This is a genomic window from Chitinophaga pinensis DSM 2588 (genome assembly GCF_000024005.1).
Classification (GTDB): Bacteria; Bacteroidota; Bacteroidia; order Chitinophagales; family Chitinophagaceae; genus Chitinophaga; species Chitinophaga pinensis.
This window is the reverse complement of record NC_013132.1, coordinates 2,055,040-2,074,384: the sequence shown is the minus strand read 5'-3', so window position 1 is coordinate 2,074,384 and position 19,345 is coordinate 2,055,040. Positions and strand designations below refer to the sequence as shown.

The following is a 19,345-nucleotide window of genomic DNA, read 5'->3' as shown; positions in this document are numbered from 1 at the left end:
ACTATTCATCTTCGCGCAGGCGCTCATCTGTATAGGTGATCTTCGTACGACCGTGCGGCCATGGCGTACCGTTTTCATCTACGCTGACAAATACCATTTTATCCACAGTCAGAATCACTTTCTGTGTGATCTTATTCCTGACCTGGCAGGCCAATGTCAGGGAAGTTCTGCCAAAATGAGTCGCCTTTATCCCCAGCTCTACAATATCGCCCTGTTTGGCTGAGCTTACGAAGTTGATCTCCGACATGTATTTTGTTACACATCTGTTGGTACCCAGCTGAATGATACTGTAAATAGCTGCCTCTTCGTCTATCCAACGCAGCAGACTGCCTCCAAATAAAGTTCCGTGTGCATTCAGGTCTTCAGGTTTTACCCATTTACGTGTATAGAAATTCATTGCTCAATAATTTAACCGTCCCCGGATATTAAGCGCAAAATTAAAATACAACGAGACAAATTACGAATGAATTTCAGGGCAGGTCTGCTGGCGAAGAAAATACGCGCATAAAAAAAACCGCTGCGAGAGCGGTTTTTTTCGTTGTCCTACCAGGATTCGAACCTAGACAGTCTGAACCAAAATCAGATGTACTACCATTATACTATAGGACAAACTATATCTTTAAAATATCTTCTTTCCTTTTAGCCACAAACCGATGTTTTCGTTTCCTGAAGAGATAAACAGATCAATATCTGTCTTAGTCCCTTTGTACTGCGGCTCACCGTGTTTTGGGATGGCGAAATTAGTATTTTTTCCTAATCTACAAAAAAAAGTTTTAAAAAATTAGGATTCGCCGACCACTTTTGTCACTTTCTCAGTGATTGCAGCAGGTGGAATCCACTCCATACAGGCATGATCACCGCGAAAACAGGGCTTATTACCAAATATGGAACAAGGACGACAGGAAAGGCTTTCCAGTTGTACGGCATTGTCCTCTGTTTGTCCGAAACCCATAAAGCCGGCAAAAGGATGCGTAGCACCCCAGACGGAAACGACCGGTACGCCAAAAAGAGAAGCCAGGTGCATATTGGCGGAGTCCATGCTGATCATGGTATCCATATTGCTGATGGTAGCCATTTCTTCCGGCAGACGGAACCTGCCTGCTACGATGATTGCTTCCGGATACTTTACAGCCAATGTGGTCAGTTGTGTGACTTCTGCGGCGCCCCCTCCCATCAGCAGTACTTTTGTCTGCTTCTTTTTCACGAGTGCCGCCAGCACTTCCTCCATTTTAGCCAGGGGATATGTTTTCTCCTTATAGGTGGCAAATGGCGCCAATCCGATCCACTTATCTCCGTTTTTGGGTCCGGTGACTTCCTGTATGGCCGCTGTTAACTCCTGACGGCCAAATACAGGCTGTTTTGGATAAATAGTAACCGGGAGCCCCAATTGCCTGAAAACGGTCGCATATCGCTCTATAGTGCTGGTTAAAGGTATCAGTACTTTTTCTTCCGGACGGGCAAGTGCTTTCTTTTCGGCCCTGCCTTTATCGATCGCAGCTACTTTACGGCCACTCAGCCGGAAAAAGGAACGTACGATCTGTGAGCGCAATACATGGTGAAGGTCAGCAACGGCGTCAATTTTATGCGCCTTGCTGATTTCCCGGAAAAGCCGGTACAGACCTTTAAATCCCTTGTGTGTGCCTTTCAGATCGGCCGGAAAAAAAGTCAGCCGGGGAATACCGGCACAAAGTGCACCCCAGTTCCTGTTTGATACGAAAATGATCTGTGTACCAGGGTTTTGTTCCAATACCTGCTGCATCACGGGAATTGTCATTGCTACGTCTCCCATGGCAGAAAACCGGATCGCCAGTATTGTTCTCAGTTTTTCAGGCATAAGTTATTTCCCCTTGTAGAGCACCGGATTTAAGGTAGGATCGTTGTACATCTTCATCTGCTTGTACACTTTCATATATTTTTTGCCGGCAGCAATGTCTTCCAGCAGCTGTGTAATAGCACCTCCCAGATCCTGACGTTGTTCCAGCAGAATATCCAGTTTACGCTGACAGGTATCCCGGTGTTCCGGTGTAGCATCCGGACGGGTCGCCTCTTCACGCATGTGGTAGATTTTGAGTGCCAGGATAGACAGTCTGTCGATGGCCCATGCCGGACTTTCCGTATTCATGGTAGCGCCGGCACCAGGAGTTATATTTTTATATTGATCGAGGAAATAGCTGTCGATATACTCCACTACATCAGTACGTTCCTGGTTGGAACGGTCAATCCAACGCTTGATTTCCAGTGCTCTTGCCGGGTCAATCAATGGATCACGGATGATATCTTCCAGGTGCCACTGCACGGTGTCAATCCAGTTTTTCAGATACAGCAGGTATTCAAAAGCTGATTTTCCATAAGGATTGTGGATAGGATGATGCACACTATTGTGCACATGATAATCAGCAATACACTGATCAAATATTTTATTGTACAATTCTGTAGACATGAGGCAAATGTATATAAATTGATGAAATTGTTTATAATAGACACTCAGACTACCGTTTCCATCCGCTGAAATCCGCTGCTGTTCAACCTTAACATTCAAGTAACATGTACTGCTTACATTTATTTTCCATTATAGCAACCATATATCAAACTCTATGTCTGATAACCCATCCAGGATACTCTTTGGTCAATTATTTGAAGCCAACAGGGAAAAGGTGTACCGGTTCGCATTCAAACTTACCGACGACCGGCAACGGGCGGAGGAAGTGACACAACAATGTTTCATCAAACTATGGGAAAACATCCATAAGGTGCATAAAGACCAGGATGTATTCCCCCTCCTATTCGTATTTGTAAAACATATTGTGATTGATGAAACGAGAAAACTATACCGTGAGAGAAAATCATTATCACAACTGTCATCCAACCAGGTCTCTTCTGACAGGGGGGATGAAGATACGCTGATGCGCAAAGAATTCACTGAACAGGTTCACAAACTGATCGAACAGATGCCGGAACAACGCCGGAACATTTATCTGCTTAGCCGCGACAAAGGGAAAAGTCACAAAGAGATTGCAGACCAGTTAAGTCTGTCGCCCACCACCGTAAGAAATCACCTCAACCTCGCCCTGCAATATATCAGGCGGGAAATGATGGCCCATTACGATATGTAAGTCAATCAACCCATTCCGATATGTACCGTAAACCCCTTACTGCCCTGACCTTATCTTTACTGCTCATTGCCTGTAAAAAAGATGATGTGGTCAAGCCAGAGGCCCCTACCGGACCTGTTACCCGGCAGGAGATCAATACCTGGATACTGGATAGTATGCGATATTTCTATTTGTGGAATAACGGACTGCCAGCCCTGGCGGATAGTCAGCCTGCTGCCGCAGCATTCTTTGCCGGACTGAAAGACAAGACAGACCGTTTTTCTGTCATCTATCAGCAGGATGATCCTTCCAGTCTTCCCAAATCCATGCTCTACTCCTTTGGCATTACCTTCAATGTCATCAGTTACCCGGCAGCGCCTGGCGGTGCAATCGGAGTGACCGGGCTGGTCGTACCAGGTTCCGGCGCAGCTATACTGGGTATAAAAAGAGGAGATTTTTTTACGGCCATCAACGGCACTACCCTGACAATTGCCAATGCGGCTTCGCTCAGTGAGGAGATATTGAATAGCGGCAATGCAGTACTCGGCATGGCCACCATCAATGGCAATACCGTACAGAAAGGAGCAGATATCCCCCTCACCGCACGGACCATCCGCGAACAACCGATCTACAAACAAAGTATACGGCACATCAACGGAAAGACCCTTGCTTATCTGTTTTACAATGCTTTTGACGATTATTACAATGCGAATGTGCTGAGTGCTTTTAAACAGTTTAAAGATGCAGGCGCAACAGAGCTCATACTGGATCTGCGTTATAATGCCGGAGGCAGCGTAGCCGGAGCTGCTTTACTGAATGCCCTGATCGCACCAGGGATTAATGAGAACAGTGTGTTTGCAAAATACAGCGGAAATAACAACATGGGACAGCGTACGGTTTCCTATAAATCAGCGCTTTCTGTGCCTGAAAGTGGTGGTCCTTTAGCCTTCAGCGGGCTATCATCCGGCAGACTGTCTCTACAACGTGTATTTATTCTTACTGGTCCGCAAACAGCTTCTGCTGCAGAACTGACGATCAACACCCTGAAGTCTTATATGCAAGTAGTCCAGATCGGATTGGGCACATTAGGAAAAGATAAAGCCGCAGTTATTATCACGGACATGCGTTCTCCACAACGCATCCCTTATACCATGCTGCCACTTACCTACAATCTTGCCAATGCAAAAGGCGAAGGCGGTTATGTCAATGGTATTACACCAGATTATCGCATAGATGAATTATCCGTATTACCACTATCACCCGTAGGAGATCCAGGAGATCCGTTGATTGCAAAAGCAGTTTCGATCATATCAGGAGGTGGCAGAGAAGGGGGATATCCGAAGACAGTGGTGCAAAGATACTTTGATGCACAAGCGACAGTTGCTGATAAAAATATGTTGAAAATACCAACAGCGATCAGATAAAAAAAGGTATGCTGTAGATACAACATACCACTTCGTGAAACATTCTAGGAGATGTTATCAGCGGATAACATCATATTGTATAAAGGGGTTAATGTCCGTCTTTAAAGTCGAGCTTTTTACCCGCATTGATTTTAGTAAGCTGCTGCTTCAGAATAGAAACGCCATTTGCCTCTCGTTTGTCTTCCTTTTACAGATACGATCTGACGCTGTCCTGGCAGGAAGGTGGTAGAAATATCTGTGAGCGCAAGTGCATCGCCCAGGTATTCACCTGTAGCTCTGTTTTTAAGTCTGATGATATATTGAATCGGCACTTCATTTTCAGTAACCGCAATTGTTTTCTGTTCAGGGTGTAGCTTATTCTTCTCCAGATTATCCCAGGATACCCCTGTGTCTTCATACTCTGCTCCGTTGAATCTGAATAAGAGTGCATCTACATATACATCATCTGCCTGTAATTCAACGGGCAGCTGATTAAAGAGAAAAAATACGCCTGAGTCGGCAGGTATATTTTCAGCACTACCGGTAATAAAACTCTGAATACCCAGTTCTGCACTGTATGCCAGTTTTAACGGCACACGATCGCCGGGAGCAGCAGTCAGCACAGTATCCAGTAAAAGGATATCAGTGCCTGCTTTTTTAAATGATATTGTACTTGGCAGGTTGGCGGCGAGCATCAACGGAGATGTCAGTCCTTTGGTTGTGCCTGCGGTAAGAGAATCTATTATTTTGTCCCCAACATAAATATCAACAGTAGTGGTACCAGGCAATGCGAGTAATTCTGCTGTAAAAGAAGCAAAATAAAATTCATTAACAGGTTCCCCTTTTCTGCAGGCTGCCAGTAACACAACGGCAGCTAATAAAATTACCTTTGAAATTCTCAGCATGTTTTTGTTTATTTTAAAGAAAGTGTGGAGAGCAATGCTCTCCACACTTATAACGAGATGACTATATCTTAGTTTCCGAAACGAGAGAAACCAACAGTCCAGTCAGCACCACCAAAGGTGAATGCACCTGCGTTGTACGTGAAAGCTTCGCCAGTAGACTGAGGGAAGAAACCAGCAGCAGTAGTTCCGAATGGAGCAACCAGTTTGATGTCAGTGTTAGGATCAGCAGATACGTAACCACCGTTCAGGTTTGTAGCCAGTGCATACAGTGTAGCTGAAGTCAGACATGCACTTGAACCTTCGATAGTGAAAGGACCATATGGGCTTGTGAAAGCGTGTACCAGGTTGTTGTCCAGTACAGACAGACCTCTGAAGTAAGCACATGGAGTGTTGCTCGCTGGAGCACCTGAACCAGAACCTACGCTGGCATCCAGGGAGATACCAGTGTTGAAACCCATGAAGATTGAATTTCTCACGTCAAAACGGGAGCTTCTTCTGAAATGAGCACCACGACCGTATCTACCAGTACCAGATGGAGCACCTGTTGTAGTAGAAGCCAATGTAGCGTTAGGCAGACCGATGATGGTCATGTGGTTAATAACTGGTTTAGTGATCGGAGTTTTGGTTGAATCACCTGTAGCCAGGTTATCACACTCGATACCGTTAGACTGGCTCTTGTCAGCGCGAGTCTGGTCAGACAGACCTAATGCATAGTTGATAGTACCGCTGTAGCTATTATCGAAATCGTACATGTCATCCAGTGGATAAGCAGCGATCAGATAAGAAGCGTTAACAGAACCACCGAAGAATTCGAATGCATCATCTTTTGATTTGTAAACCTCAACATGGTGAACTGTAGTACCGGAACCAACACCAGCAAGTGTCAGACCGTTCAGTTCGTTGTCAGTAGACAGTTCGTAACCAGCATACTCGATTCTAACATAAGTCAGCACACCTGAGTTGTCGTTAGTAACTGTACCACCATAATAAGCACTAGCAGGAGGTGTACCACCGATACCTTCTACGAGCGCAGAATCACCCTGGTTGATGTTAGCTTTACCTAAAACTACTACACCACCCCAGTCACCAGAAACAGGAGATGCCTGGTCAGAAGTGAAGAGAATTGGAGCTGTCTGAGTACCAGCAGCGTTGATTTTAGCACCACGGGTGATAACCAGTGTACCACCTGGAGCGCCTTTAATACCCTGAACCAGCGCACCTGGAGCGATAGTCAGTGTAGCGTTGTTAGAAACGTACACGATGCCGCTCAGTTTGTAGATCTTACAGTCACCGAGATACAGGTTAGAAGTGATTACACCTGAGATGGTACTGTCACCACAAGTGTGGGCTGCAGCAGCAGCAGTCAATGGACGATCGTTTACGACATTGTTTTCTTTCTTACAAGCAGTGCTGAAAGCGATCAGCGCTACTGCAACGGAAAGAATCAGAGATTGTTTTCTCATGGGTTCTCGTTTTGAGTTTGTTTGTTTTTTGGTTTGTGTCTGAGTTTTACCTGATCAGGGTTTTATCTCGGGTTTACGCGTATGCAAAAGACTTAAAAATTATATGTCAAGGTTGCACTGAAAGTCCTGCCTGGCTTAGCCTGATAATCTATACGGTCTGTGTCTTTCTGATAAAGCAGGTCTTTAATGCCGGGGTCTTTTTTATAGTTGCTGATGGCTTCGTCTTTATAAAAGTTGCGATATACGATGGAGTAGCTATTTAACAGATTCGAAACATTCAGGCGCAACAGCATTTTCTGTTTCAGCAGTTTAATTCCCAGCTGTGCATCCAGTGCTTCCAGCGGGCGTTCAAACAATGACTCACTGTAGTACTGCGCAGGTCTGAACATTCTGTTACTCACATAATTGTATACGAGACTGAACGAAGCCGGTTTTACATCATAATAGAATCCTGCATTCACCATGTAGTTGCTTGCTCCCGTCTGTGGTCTTTTCTCTTCTCTTCTGACAGCTTCCGTAGGCAGTACCTTATTTGGATTGTTTGGATCCAGTCTGTTGAAATCTATATCCAGCGGTGTAACACGTGCATCCAGTGCTGTAAAGTTTCCATATAGCGTGATGTTTTTAATCACTGGTACCTGTGTAAATGCCAGGTTTTTTCTTACCTCTATTTCCAGTCCATAGTTTTTGGCAGTTTTATTATTCTTCAGATGGTATAACCTGATATCTCCCTGTTTGTAGATTTCCATCGGATCTCTGAAATTCTTGTAGAAAAGAGATACGGAAATGATTTCACCAGGACCAGGATACCATTCGTAACGAAAATCAAAATGCTGTACGGTTGTTGATTTTACCAATGCACTTTCATATGCGCCACCCAGCTCAAAGTCATATTCGCGGAAGAAGGACAGTTCTCTCAGGTCAGGACGAATAATGCTTTTCGCATAGGACAAGCGCAGATTCATTGCTGGAGTCAGGCTATAGGTCAGATTCGCTGAAGGGAACAAATGCCAGTTTGGTTCGCGGTTTGTCAGTGAGCTATAGTCCAGTTGTGCGCCAGGTCTTGAAGCATTGATCTCTCTGAACACAGAATCAAGTACACCGTTGATGCCATTGAGGTTAAAATACTCTGCTCTTACCCCCCACACCAATCTCCATTTTTCGTTGATCTTATTGTCCAGCATTGCATACATACTATGCAGTGCGGCTGTTTTATGAAAATCATCTCCGAAGCGGCCCATGTAAATTTCACCAGCTCTTTCAGGTGAGAACGCTTCAGACAATGGTGGAAAATCATCTGTTTTAAATCCTTTGGTACCGGTGTTCAATACATAGAACAATCTGTTTTTACTCCATCCTGCATATCCGGCTTTAAATGTATTGTCCGTCTGGAAGTTTCCTGTACCCAATTTAAATGGTGCCGATACTGATATATCCCAGTTATAATCCTTTTCATATGCACGACTCCACCACCGGAGTACACCTTCACTGATACCACTACTGATAGGCGCTCTTACATTGAATTCATTGGAAGGCAACTTTGAATCTGTGATTGTTTCAGCTAACAGCTGGTGATTGTCTGGTCTTGATTTGTCAAGAGAAACATAACTTCCCAGCCATTTTAATTTGACACCATGTTTTCCCAATGCCTGTTCACCTTTGAACTGCGTTTGCCAGAGAGAGGTCTGATTAGTCAGATCATAGTAACCTAACATGTGTCCACTAGGATCAACGTGATCACCAACACCTATCAGCAACTGCTGGTCCAGTGTACGGATGTATAAACTTTGTAAACTCAGTTTAGTCCGCTCACTTCTGTAACCTACACCCAGTAATCCACCCAGGTTGGTTGTAAAACCATAGCGTTTTCCGGTGAATCCATTATCAAAACCATCTCTGGTCATGACGATGTCCTGTGTCTGAAAAGTGTTTCTGTAACTGGCTGAAGCAACAATACCCAGTTGTTTCGAACCTGAAAGCTTCATTACTTTTCCACCTGACAACTGATAGTTCTGGGAAACTGGTGCTTTCATTTCATATACACCCCAGTTATTGCTGAATTGTTTAAAATCCTTATTGCTGGCGTCAAATTTATTGATGATGTCTGTTGTATTATTCCATTTGGTTTGACCCAGCAGATTGCGATGATCAGCAGCTTTTCCCCAGTATTCTTTTCCTTCCAGTTTTAGTGTGCGGAAATTCTCACCGGTAGTCAGGTTATTCACACTACCACCAACACCTATATTCAGAAAATTCTGTGTAGGCATATCAAGTGTATTCACCTCTACCAGACCACCACCAAATTCTGCACTACGATCGGGTGTTAATGTTTTCACTACCACCACATTTTCCACAATATTGGCGGGCACGATATCAAAGCTGAAGTTCTTTCTGTTCAACTCTGTGCTTGGCATAATCTGGCCATTCAATACAGCCTGATTATAACGTTCACTTAATCCGCGAACAACAACATATTTATTATCTACAGTAGAGAGACCAGTTACACGTTTCAATACTTCGCCGATGTTCTTATCCGGCGTACGGCTGATCTGCTCAGAACTGATACCATCAGTGATGGCGGCGTTATTTTTCTGTATAGCATATAAGCCTTCTACAGATGCGCGTTTATAAGTTCCGGTAACAGTCACCTCTTTCAGGCGGGAACTACTACTTTTAAGAATGATATCCAATGGGGTGATATCACCTTCTTTTACGATCACCTCTGTTACCTTACGCGTATCGTAGGACACAAAGCTGAATGTAACAGTATAAGTACCAGGCGTCAGGTTCAGTTCATAAGAACCATCAACATTGGACACTACTCCTGATCCTCCATCTACCTGAATAGTTACACCCGGTAATGCTTCATTTTTATTATCAACGATCTTTCCTTTCACACGTCCTTTCTCTTTCACAGCAGACTTTTCCTGCTTCCCTTGTTTCAGGGCGACGGTATTGTTAGCAAATGCGATATCGATAGGCGCATAGGCGTCCAGGTAACTTAATACCTGCGATAATGGCTGTCCATTGAACTTCACTGCATCCAGTGAACAATGTGCCAGATAATCCGGATCGTAAGCGAACGTATAAGATGTTTGTTGTTCAAGCGATTTAACAACAGCTGCTGCATTTGTGTGTTGCAGATTCACAGACACTTTATCCCCTAATGATTGATAAGATTGTCCCACCAGTACAGCAGGGAAACCCGCTGCACTAAAACATAACAGGAAAGCTTTCCAACTGTGCATAACTCCCCCATTACAAAATCTGTTTGTAGATTTTTGCATACTTTAGAAATTGCTATTTGATAGTAAATAAATACAGGCTAGGGTATCCCCGATAAATTATGTTGTGACCTTTTAATTTTTTCCCGTAGTTATCTCATACGTGTTATCATCTTTTTTAATCACCTGAAAACCGTGCACATATTGTATGGCTTCCAATATGTTCTGTACCGGTGCCCCTGCTCGGAATACGCCGGATACCTTGTGCGATCCTGCTACTTTTTTACTGACTACGATCTTACATCCATAGCGGGCTTTTAATTTTGCGAATACATCTTCCAGTGCAGCTTTATCAAATACGAGTTTACCATTTCTCCAGTCCATTACTTCTCTGATACTGAATGCTGCGGGATGGGATAAGTGAGTTCCATCATAACGCACCATTTCTCCGGGTTTTAATATCAGGGAGAAAGATTGGCTGGTAACGGCCACCTTTCCCTGTACCAGGCTGACCTGGATACTGCCATCTGCGTAGTTGCCGGTGGAGATATTAAAGGAAGTACCGAGCGCTATCGTTTTCAGGTCACCGGTGTGTACACTGAAGGACCTTGTCGGATCCTGCGCTACTTCAAAGAACGCCTCACCCTTCAGCCAGACTTCCCTGCTGGTATCATTATAGTTATTGGGATAAATTACTGTCGAATGGGGTGCGAGCCATACGCGGGACCCATCGGTCATTGTCATCAGCTTGATACTTTTATCATTGTTGGCAAGGGTATCCCATGTAAGCGCCAGGGTCGCTTTTCCACCGTTACGCTGTCTCGTCTGGAACAACCAGGTGCAAACGCCCAGCAACATCACAACGGCTGCTGCGATACTATACCATCTGTTATATATTAATGTGCCTTTCTTTTCTTTTATGGTAATCTGCGGTACGGATACTTCTCTTTCCTGCGGGATTTCATTTTCTACTTCCGCATACATTGCCTGAAACCATTCATCTGCTTCCGGCGTCTCTGACTGATCAAGATAAGCCGCGACCTGTTCAGCCTCCGCAGCTGTACAGTCACCTTTGAAGTATTTTTCCAGTAATTGCTTATCTATTTTCATTTCCGGTATTCGTAGTCCTGATTATTTCAATTTACAAAGAGAGTACGCCGGAAAAAAGGGGATGTACCAATCTCAAAACCGGACTTCATAATTCCTTAACATTGACCGGATTTAAGCCCTTTAAGGGCATAAAAAAAGCGTATGGTAGATACCATACGCTTGTTGTTAAGATTGTCATGTGAATGTTCGAGAATGCAAATCGTATAGGCTTTTAATGGTCATTAAAGAGTTGAAAGATTTCTTCAAATCTTCTTCACCTCACCTAATGAGAAATAATCGCCTTATAATTATTTATGATGAATGTCTTTTTTGATGTCGTTTGTCGGCATATAGTCTTCTAATGTTAACCTTCGTTTTTCTGTACGCGATACCTATCTTCAAACAATGTTGACGAACAATCATTCTTACATGCCCTTATCTGGATGTCTGAACTTATATTCTTCCTAACTACTCCTATGCTAAACGGGCTTCCAATTGTAGTGTTAATATGATAGGTTCCCTCCCCATTTTTCACTGCTTCCTGTGGTAAAGCAGCGCTCTCAGTTGACAAAGGGTTTTCTATTCATACGTGTCGTTGCGTCAAGGGTTACACACAAATCAATCCTCTAATTCGGAAGTCTTCCTGCAAATTACATCAATTCACTGAAAGTTCCACAGCAGTAAGATAAATTTTCAACCATTTTACATACAACTTTTGTGTAAGAAAGGACTATTTATTGTCCATTCTAGTTTTCCGTTGTCTGCTAGGCGGTTTTTTGTGTCTTCATGGCCAGATAATACAACGGGAAACCAATAACAATGATCAGCAAACCTAACAAAGCGTAGCTACTTTCAAACATCAGCAGTAATAATGCCAGTGCAGAAGCTACTACAATATAGATCATAGGTAATACAGGATAACCAAATGCCTTATAAGGACGCGGAATATCCGGACGCTTACTACGTAACACAAATATACCAGCAATTGTGATAACATAAAATATAAGTACGCCAAATATTACCATTGCCAGCAAATCATTGTATTTACCGGTCAGGCAAAGCAATGAAGCCCATAAACATTGTATCCACAGACCATTTGCCGGCACGTTGTATTCATTTAATGCGCCTGATTTTTTAAAGAACAGTCCATCCTGCGCCATTGTGTAATAAATGCGCGCGCCTGCCAGTATCAGTCCATTGTTACAACCGAAAGTAGATACCATGATCATCACAGCGATCACATATGCACCGCTGTCACCAAAGATCTGTTTTGCAGCAACGACAGCTACACGATCTTTTGCAGCAAAAGCGATGTCATGCATAGGTACTACCGCCAGGTACATCAGATTAGCGCTGACATATACGATGGTCACCAGCAATGTGCCAAGGAACAATGCTCTGCCGATATTCTTCTGTGGATTTTTAATTTCTGCTGCGATGAATGTGATATTATTCCAGGCGTCGCTGCTGAACAATGAGCCTTTCATTGAGATAGCTACTGCACCACATAAAGCCAGTCCGGAGAGTAAGGTAGTAGTTACCTGTCCGCCGTCCTGCGTAAGGCTTACAGCCTGCCAGGCGTTAGTCCAGTTAGCGTTCCAGATCTCCTGTTTAGCTCCCAGCAGAAACCCGAAAATGATCAGTCCGAAGAGCGATAAGAGTTTCGCCAGTGTAAACACCGTCTGAATAATCTTGCCATTTTTGATACCACGTGTATTGATCCACGTTAGTAATATAATAGATATGATCGCCACGACCTGTGCCGCGGAAATCTTCAGAAAACCAAGGTCCAGCAGATAATTCTCCTCGCTGAATGCGGGAATAATATAAGAGGAAAACTTTGCAAAGGCAACCGCTACAGCAGCGATTGTACCCGTCTGAATCACACTGAACTGTGTCCAGCCAAAAAGAAATGCGACTAAAGGATTATAAGCCTCGCGCAGGTAGACGTACTGCCCTCCTGCTTTAGGGTACATACCAGACAGCTCTCCGTAGCTTACGGCTGCAATAATGGTAACTAGACCACCCAGCACCCACATCAGGGTCAGCCAGCCGGCGGAGCCAACATTACGCGTGATTTCCGCAGATACGAGGAATACGCCAGAGCCAATCATAGAACCGGCAACGATCATGGTTGCGTCCAGCAGACTAAGGCTGGGACGAAAAGCTGTGTTTTGGTTGTCCATACATCGAGGATTACAAAAAATCCCGCCTCAGTTTATGAGACGGGATTCCAAGATATATTATTTTTTAATGTTTTTGCTATAGCAACTATTATTTTTTCTCAGTTGCTTCTTTGTTGGCGTCATTTAAGCCCTTAATTACTTCAGTAGTAATGTCATACTTATCATCCTTGTATAAAACGTTGCTGGCGCCTGTACGGTATGACAGGATATAGGCATAACGTTTATCAGCGTTATATTTAGCTAGGAAGTCATTCAGTCTCTTCTGCAGCTCTTCATTGAACTTATTCTCCTGTTCAGCATACTCAGAACGCATGTTCTGTGCTTTACTTTCCAGTTGCTGCTGTTTGTTGTACAAAGCACGCTGTGTTGATTCGCCTTCCGCCTGTGTTACGGAGTTAGCATTTACACGACGTTGGAAATCAGCCGCCTCGTTCTGTAATGCGCGTACGTTAGCATTTAATTCATTGTCGATCGCCTGTTGCTTCTTCTCAAGTTCTGCTTTCTTTACTTTAAAATAGTCGTAGTGAGCTTCAACGGTATCGATATCCACATAAGCAATGATAAAGGCGCTATTAGAAGCAGCACCGCCATCTTTTGCAGCAGCCGCCGGGCTACTGTTACCCTCTTTTTTAGTCTGCTGACAAGCAATAAATGTTCCGGCTGTTAATACCGCTAATAATCCGCTTTTCACAAATTGTTTAGTAGTGCGCATGTTGTTGAGTGGATTTTGAATCCTTGAATACGTTTTAAAATTTGAACGGCTAAAATAAGGTTTTTAGATGATTATACTTAGTCCCTATCTATCTTAACAACACTTTCACATATGAATTTTACTACAGCCATGATTATCAGGCGAACTAATGTATAAATGTGGCGATTTTAAACGAATCTGCCTTCAACGCATTCCCGTAGCCGATAATGGTATATTGTTTCTGGTCGTCCACCTGGAAGGCTTGTCCATTGCCATTGAGCGACAGCGTAGAATCCGGGTAAGTCACGACCAGAAAATGTGGTCCGATAGGCACATCCACGAAATCAGTGGCCGCCAGATAACTGAGACGGCGGAAATAGCGGGCGGTATCCTGCCTGGTATCTGAAGTCGTAAAAGTTTTGATATCAATTGTCAGTCTGCTGGCCCGATTGATATAGGAATCACTCAGATTGATATAACGCATTCTGCCAAAGCCGGCACGGGTGCCGCCTAAAGCGTCTTCCACCAGGAGTGCCTGTGGGTTATTGCCATTATCGAGTGACAGGAATACGGAATAATAATGCCCGTTGCGGAGACTGATCTGCCCACCTACAAAGGGTGAGTCAGGTCTACCAGCCACACGTACCAACAGGTTATAGCGTCTGGCCTCAAATGCATGATAACCAGAACTTTCACCATAGGCAAGGTCCGTGGTCATGGTCGTAGTATCGATCAGCACATCAAACAGTTTTCCTGGTACTGCCTGAAATACGTTGATATTGGAACTGGTAACAGGTATAGATTCGTCACCATTCTTATTGCAGGCGAAAATACCTGCGGTGACGAGTATTAACAATAAACAATAACGCCAGTGCTTCATAATAATCATCCGGTGATTTTAATTGCCGAAAGTTACACGTAAAAAAAATGTCCCGACGTAGTGCCGGGACATTTTTTTTATACATGTGTGTATGTGTTCTATTCTTCTTCGTCAAACTGGAACACTTCTTTAGAAGAGGCCAGGATGTCGTATTCTTCTTTGGAACCTACGATCATGTTTTCGAACTCACGCAGACCAGTACCTGCAGGGATCAGGTGACCGGTGATCACATTCTCTTTCAGGCCAAGCATGTCATCGATCTTACCGTTGATGGCAGCAGAAGACAGTACTTTGGTTGTTTCCTGGAAGGATGCGGCAGAGATCCAGCTGTGAGTACCCAGGGACGCTTTCGTGATACCCTGTAACAGCGGGCTGGAGGTAGCCGGTTTTGCATCGCGGAATTCCACCAGTTTTTTATCTGCACGGCGCAGCAGGGAGTTTTCTTCCCTTACCTGACGCAGGGTAACGATCTGACCAGCTTTCAGCACACCAGAGTCACCTGCTTCGGTAACTACCTTCTTATCGAAGATGTTATCGTTTTCTTCAAAGAATTCGAATTTATCGGTAGTGTCACCTTCCAGGAAGCGGGTATCGCCCGGATCCTCGATGTTCACTTTACGCATCATCTGACGTACGATTACCTCGATGTGCTTGTCGTTGATCTTCACACCCTGTAAACGGTATACCTCCTGGATCTCATTTACCAGGTATTCCTGTACTGCAAACGGTCCTTTGATGGACAGGATGTCAGCTGGAGTGATAGAACCGTCAGACAGTGCAGTACCTGCTTTCACGAAGTCACCGTCCTGTACCAGGATGTGACGCGTCAATGGCACCAGGTATTTCTTGATGTGACCTTCACGGCTTTCGATGATAATCTCACGGTTACCACGTTTGATGTTACCGAATGCTACCACACCATCAATCTCAGATACGATAGCAGGGTTGCTTGGGTTACGTGCTTCAAACAGTTCAGTTACACGTGGCAGACCACCCGTGATATCTCTCAGTTTACCGAGGATACGTGGGATCTTCACGATTACCTGACCAGCTCTTACTGCTTCACCTTCTTCGATAACGATGTGGGAACCTACTGGTAAGTTGTAGGATTTCACCTCTTTATTACCATCTACATAGATAGACGGGATCTTGTTCTTGTCTTTGGTTTCGATAACCACTTTCTCACGGTGACCAGTCTGTTCGTCAGCCTCTTCACGGAAGGTGATACCTTCGATGATGCTATCGAAACGGATGTTACCAGCGATTTCAGATACGATAACGGCATTGTATGGATCCCATGTACAGATCATGTCACCTTTTGCAACTTTCTGTCCGTCTTTCACCAGCAGTGTAGAACCGTAAGGAATGTTGTTAGTGATCAGTAATCTGTCATTTTTCACGTCCACGATACGTAACTCACCGGTACGGCCAATTACCACCTGAACTTTTTCACCTTCGTTGTTTTCGTATGTAGTGGTACGCAGACCGTCGAACTGAATAGTACCATCGAATTTAGCCTGTAAGCCGGTTTCAACAGATGTAGAACCAGCCACACCACCTACGTGGAAGGTACGGAGTGTCAACTGAGTACCAGGTTCACCGATGGACTGTGCAGCGATGATACCTACAGCATCACCACGCTGGGTAATATAACCCGTAGCGAGGTTTTTACCGTAACATTTCACGCACACACCTCTGCGGCTTTCGCAGGTCAGTACGGAACGGATTTCAACGGTATCGATCGCGCTGTCTTCGATACGGTGAGCGATATCTTCAGTGATCTGAGCACCTGCTTCAACGATTATTTCCTCTGTATGAGGATCGAATACGTCGTGCAGGGAAGTACGGCCGAGGATACGGTCATACAGTGGCTCAACCACCTCTTCATTATCTTTCAGTGCGGAAGTCGCAATACCACGCAGGGTACCACAATCTTCTTCATTGATTACAACATCCTGTGCAACGTCCACCAGACGACGGGTCAGGTAACCTGCATCCGCCGTTTTCAGTGCCGTATCCGCAAGACCCTTACGGGCACCGTGCGTAGAGATGAAGTATTCCAATACGTTCAGACCATCTTTAAAGTTAGACAGGATCGGGTTTTCGATGATCTCTGAACCGGTAGATCCACTCTTACGCGGTTTAGCCATCAGACCTCTCAGACCAGCCAGCTGTTTAATCTGCTGTTTGGAACCACGCGCACCGGAGTCAAGCATCATGTACACAGAGTTGAAGCCCTGTTTGTCATTTGCCAGTTCACGGATCAGCGTTTCTGTTACTTTGGTATCCACACGAGACCAGATATCGATGATCTGGTTATAACGTTCGTTATTCGTGATCAGACCCATGTTATAGTTATCCCATACTTCGTCAACTTCGCTGGCAGCGCCATCGATCATGTGCTGTTTCACCTCTGGGATGATCAGGTCATTGATGTTGAAGGACAGACCACCACGGAATGCTGTACGGAAACCAAGCTGTTTGATATCATCCAGGAACTTCGCAGTTTTAGGGATATCAGTATACTTGATGATGTCACCGATGATTTCACGCAGTGATTTCTTTGTCAGCAGTGCGTTCACATAACCAGCTTCTTTTGGAACGTGCTGGTTAAAGATTACACGACCTACGGTTGTTTCGATCAGTTTATTCACCAGCTCACCTTTCTCGTCACGAACATTTGCTTTTACGCGGATGTTCGCATGCAGATTTACTCTCTGCTCGTTGTAAGCGATGATTACTTCTTCCGCAGAATAGAAGGCTTTACCTTCACCTTCTACTTTTTCAGTAGGGGTAGATTTCTTGCCTTTGGTGATGTAGTACAGACCCAAGACCATGTCCTGTGAAGGCAGGGTGATCGGCGTACCGTTCTGCGGGTTAAGAATGTTATGTGAAGACAGCATCAGCAACTGTGCTTCCAGTATCGCAGCATTGCTCAGCGGTACGTGCACAGCCATCTGGTCACCGTCAAAGTCGGCGTTGAACGCAGAACACACCAGCGGGTGAAGCTGAATCGCTTTACCTTCTACCAGTTTAGGCTGGAATGCCTGAATAGACAGACGGTGCAGGGTCGGAGCACGGTTAAGCATTACCGGGTGTCCTTTCAGTACGTTTTCCAGGATATCCCAAACTACTGCTTCTTTTCTGTCAACCAGCTTTTTCGCTGATTTCACCGTTTTCACGATACCTCTTTCGATCAGTTTACGGATGATGAACGGTTTGAACAGTTCAGCAGCCATATCTTTCGGCAGACCGCACTCGTGCAGTTTCAGTTCAGGACCTACCACGATAACGGAACGACCGGAGTAGTCCACACGTTTACCTAACAGGTTCTGACGGAAACGACCTTGTTTACCTTTCAGTACGTCAGACAGGGATTTCAGTGCGCGACCACCTTCTGCTTTCACCGCATTTGATTTACGGGAGTTATCGAAGAGGGAGTCAACTGCTTCCTGCAGCATACGTTTTTCGTTACGTAAGATCACTTCTGGCGCCTTGATCTCGATCAGACGTTTCAGACGGTTGTTACGGATGATCACCCTGCGGTACAGGTCGTTCAGGTCAGAAGACGCGAAACGGCCACCATCCAATGGAACTAACGGACGCAGTTCTGGTGGTACTACAGGGATGTATTGCATTACCATCCATTCAGGACGGTTTTCAACACGACCATTTGCTTCACGGAAAGCTTCCACCACGCTCAGACGTTTCAGCGCTTCCGCTTTACGTTGCTGGCTGGTTTCAGTTGCCGCCTGGTTACGTAGCTGGTAAGAAAGGCTATCCAGATCGATTCTGGCCAGCATCATTTCTACCGCTTCAGCACCCATTTTAGCAATGAACTTGTTTGGATCCTCGTCAGGCAACAGCTGGTTGTCTTTCGGCAGGGTATCCAGTATATCAAGATATTCTTCTTCAGTTAACAGATCGCCGTAGTTCAGGCCTTTCTCCTGTTTAGCGCCTGCCTGTATGATCACGTACCTTTCGTAGTAAACGATGGTTTCGAGTTTTTTAGAACTCATACCCAGCAGGTAACCGATCTTATTTGGCAATGATTTGAAGTACCAGATGTGAACAACAGGCACAACCAGACGGATGTGACCCATTCTTTCGCGACGTACTTTTTTCTCAGTTACCTCCACACCGCAACGGTCGCACACGATACCCTTATAACGGATACGTTTGTATTTTCCGCAATAGCACTCATAGTCCTTTACGGGGCCGAAGATCCTTTCACAGAATAAACCATCACGCTCCGGCTTGTAAGTACGGTAGTTGATGGTTTCCGGCTTCAGCACTTCCCCGTATGAGCGCTCCAGGATTGAATCCGGAGAAGCCAGACTGATGGTAATGCTGCTAAAGTTTGATTTAGGACGATTTTCTTTCTTGATGGCCATTGTATGTTGTTTAAAGAA

General features: G+C 44.7%; 13 protein-coding genes and 1 tRNA gene. 2 read left to right on the top strand and 12 right to left on the bottom strand.

Translation table 11 applies throughout. The features are described from left to right. Position 1: 1 nt before the first annotated feature. The 4 genes from CPIN_RS08680 to CPIN_RS08665 form a co-directional block, all read right to left on the bottom strand. Positions 2-397 carry an acyl-CoA thioesterase gene (locus CPIN_RS08680; protein WP_012789395.1) on the bottom strand — a complete coding sequence of 132 codons (396 nt, stop codon included), beginning with the start codon at positions 395-397 and terminating at the stop codon, positions 2-4. Between the two features lie 141 nt (positions 398-538). Continuing rightward, a tRNA-Gln gene (locus tag CPIN_RS08675) sits at positions 539-609 on the bottom strand. Positions 610-781: 172 nt separating this feature from the next. Next, entirely contained in the window at positions 782-1,834 is a 1,053-nt protein-coding gene (locus tag CPIN_RS08670; protein WP_012789394.1) for a glycosyltransferase family 9 protein, read from the bottom strand. Positions 1,835-1,837: 3 nt separating this feature from the next. Then, on the bottom strand, positions 1,838-2,440 hold the full coding sequence (locus CPIN_RS08665; protein ID WP_012789393.1) for a DUF4254 domain-containing protein: 603 nt from the start codon (positions 2,438-2,440) through the stop codon (positions 1,838-1,840). Positions 2,441-2,594: 154 nt separating this feature from the next. Between CPIN_RS08665 and CPIN_RS08660 the strand changes: the two genes are divergently transcribed. Together CPIN_RS08660 and CPIN_RS08655 are read left to right on the top strand one after the other, a co-directional pair. Next, positions 2,595-3,113: an RNA polymerase sigma-70 factor gene (locus CPIN_RS08660; protein ID WP_012789392.1), complete on the top strand. Its 519-nt coding sequence runs from the start codon at positions 2,595-2,597 to the stop codon at positions 3,111-3,113. Between the two features lie 20 nt (positions 3,114-3,133). Next, positions 3,134-4,516, top strand: coding sequence for a S41 family peptidase (locus tag CPIN_RS08655; RefSeq protein ID WP_012789391.1), 1,383 nt, complete (start codon positions 3,134-3,136; stop codon positions 4,514-4,516). Between the two features lie 131 nt (positions 4,517-4,647). Here the strand turns inward: CPIN_RS08655 and CPIN_RS08650 are convergent, their stop codons facing one another. The 8 genes from CPIN_RS08650 to rpoC all read right to left on the bottom strand — a co-directional run bounded on the left by CPIN_RS08650 (position 4,648) and on the right by rpoC (position 19,327). After that, a complete protein-coding gene (locus CPIN_RS08650) occupies positions 4,648-5,400 on the bottom strand; it encodes a DUF4397 domain-containing protein (protein ID WP_012789390.1) in 753 nt (250 codons plus the stop codon). A gap of 68 nt (positions 5,401-5,468) precedes the next feature. Next, positions 5,469-6,863, bottom strand: coding sequence for a beta-helix domain-containing protein (locus CPIN_RS08645; RefSeq protein ID WP_012789389.1), 1,395 nt, complete (start codon positions 6,861-6,863; stop codon positions 5,469-5,471). Between the two features lie 92 nt (positions 6,864-6,955). Further along, positions 6,956-10,111: a TonB-dependent receptor gene (locus tag CPIN_RS08640; protein ID WP_012789388.1), complete on the bottom strand. Its 3,156-nt coding sequence runs from the start codon at positions 10,109-10,111 to the stop codon at positions 6,956-6,958. A 111-nt stretch (positions 10,112-10,222) separates the two neighbouring features. Continuing rightward, the gene (locus tag CPIN_RS08635; protein ID WP_012789387.1) at positions 10,223-11,197 is read right to left on the bottom strand and encodes a FecR family protein; all 975 of its coding nucleotides are present in this window, start codon (positions 11,195-11,197) and stop codon (positions 10,223-10,225) included. Between the two features lie 743 nt (positions 11,198-11,940). Then, the gene (locus CPIN_RS08630; protein WP_012789386.1) at positions 11,941-13,362 is read right to left on the bottom strand and encodes an APC family permease; all 1,422 of its coding nucleotides are present in this window, start codon (positions 13,360-13,362) and stop codon (positions 11,941-11,943) included. An 88-nt stretch (positions 13,363-13,450) separates the two neighbouring features. After that, positions 13,451-14,074 (bottom strand): OmpH/Skp family outer membrane protein, encoded by a 624-nt coding sequence (locus CPIN_RS08625; protein WP_012789385.1) that lies wholly within the window; start codon positions 14,072-14,074, stop codon positions 13,451-13,453. A 145-nt stretch (positions 14,075-14,219) separates the two neighbouring features. Further along, positions 14,220-14,933 (bottom strand): DUF4397 domain-containing protein, encoded by a 714-nt coding sequence (locus tag CPIN_RS08620; RefSeq protein WP_187294747.1) that lies wholly within the window; start codon positions 14,931-14,933, stop codon positions 14,220-14,222. Positions 14,934-15,031: 98 nt separating this feature from the next. Continuing rightward, complete coding sequence (gene rpoC / locus CPIN_RS08615) at positions 15,032-19,327, bottom strand: DNA-directed RNA polymerase subunit beta' (protein WP_012789383.1); 4,296 nt, start codon at positions 19,325-19,327, stop codon at positions 15,032-15,034. Positions 19,328-19,345: the final 18 nt, after the last annotated feature.

Bases quoted from the DNA above. Each gene is read 5' to 3' on its own strand.
- CPIN_RS08665 (WP_012789393.1), bottom strand. From the start codon at position 2,440: ATGTCTACAGAATTGTACAATAAAATATTTGATCAGTGTATTGCTGAT.
- CPIN_RS08680 (WP_012789395.1), bottom strand. From the start codon at position 397: ATGAATTTCTATACACGTAAATGGGTAAAACCTGAAGACCTGAATGCA.
- CPIN_RS08640 (WP_012789388.1), bottom strand. From the start codon at position 10,111: ATGCACAGTTGGAAAGCTTTCCTGTTATGTTTTAGTGCAGCGGGTTTC.
- rpoC (WP_012789383.1), bottom strand. From the start codon at position 19,327: ATGGCCATCAAGAAAGAAAATCGTCCTAAATCAAACTTTAGCAGCATT.
- CPIN_RS08670 (WP_012789394.1), bottom strand. From the start codon at position 1,834: ATGCCTGAAAAACTGAGAACAATACTGGCGATCCGGTTTTCTGCCATG.
- CPIN_RS08650 (WP_012789390.1), bottom strand. From the start codon at position 5,400: ATGCTGAGAATTTCAAAGGTAATTTTATTAGCTGCCGTTGTGTTACTG.
- CPIN_RS08655 (WP_012789391.1), top strand. From the start codon at position 3,134: ATGTACCGTAAACCCCTTACTGCCCTGACCTTATCTTTACTGCTCATT.
- CPIN_RS08625 (WP_012789385.1), bottom strand. From the start codon at position 14,074: ATGCGCACTACTAAACAATTTGTGAAAAGCGGATTATTAGCGGTATTA.
- CPIN_RS08635 (WP_012789387.1), bottom strand. From the start codon at position 11,197: ATGAAAATAGATAAGCAATTACTGGAAAAATACTTCAAAGGTGACTGT.
- CPIN_RS08660 (WP_012789392.1), top strand. From the start codon at position 2,595: ATGTCTGATAACCCATCCAGGATACTCTTTGGTCAATTATTTGAAGCC.
- CPIN_RS08645 (WP_012789389.1), bottom strand. From the start codon at position 6,863: ATGAGAAAACAATCTCTGATTCTTTCCGTTGCAGTAGCGCTGATCGCT.
- CPIN_RS08620 (WP_187294747.1), bottom strand. From the start codon at position 14,933: ATGAAGCACTGGCGTTATTGTTTATTGTTAATACTCGTCACCGCAGGT.
- CPIN_RS08630 (WP_012789386.1), bottom strand. From the start codon at position 13,362: ATGGACAACCAAAACACAGCTTTTCGTCCCAGCCTTAGTCTGCTGGAC.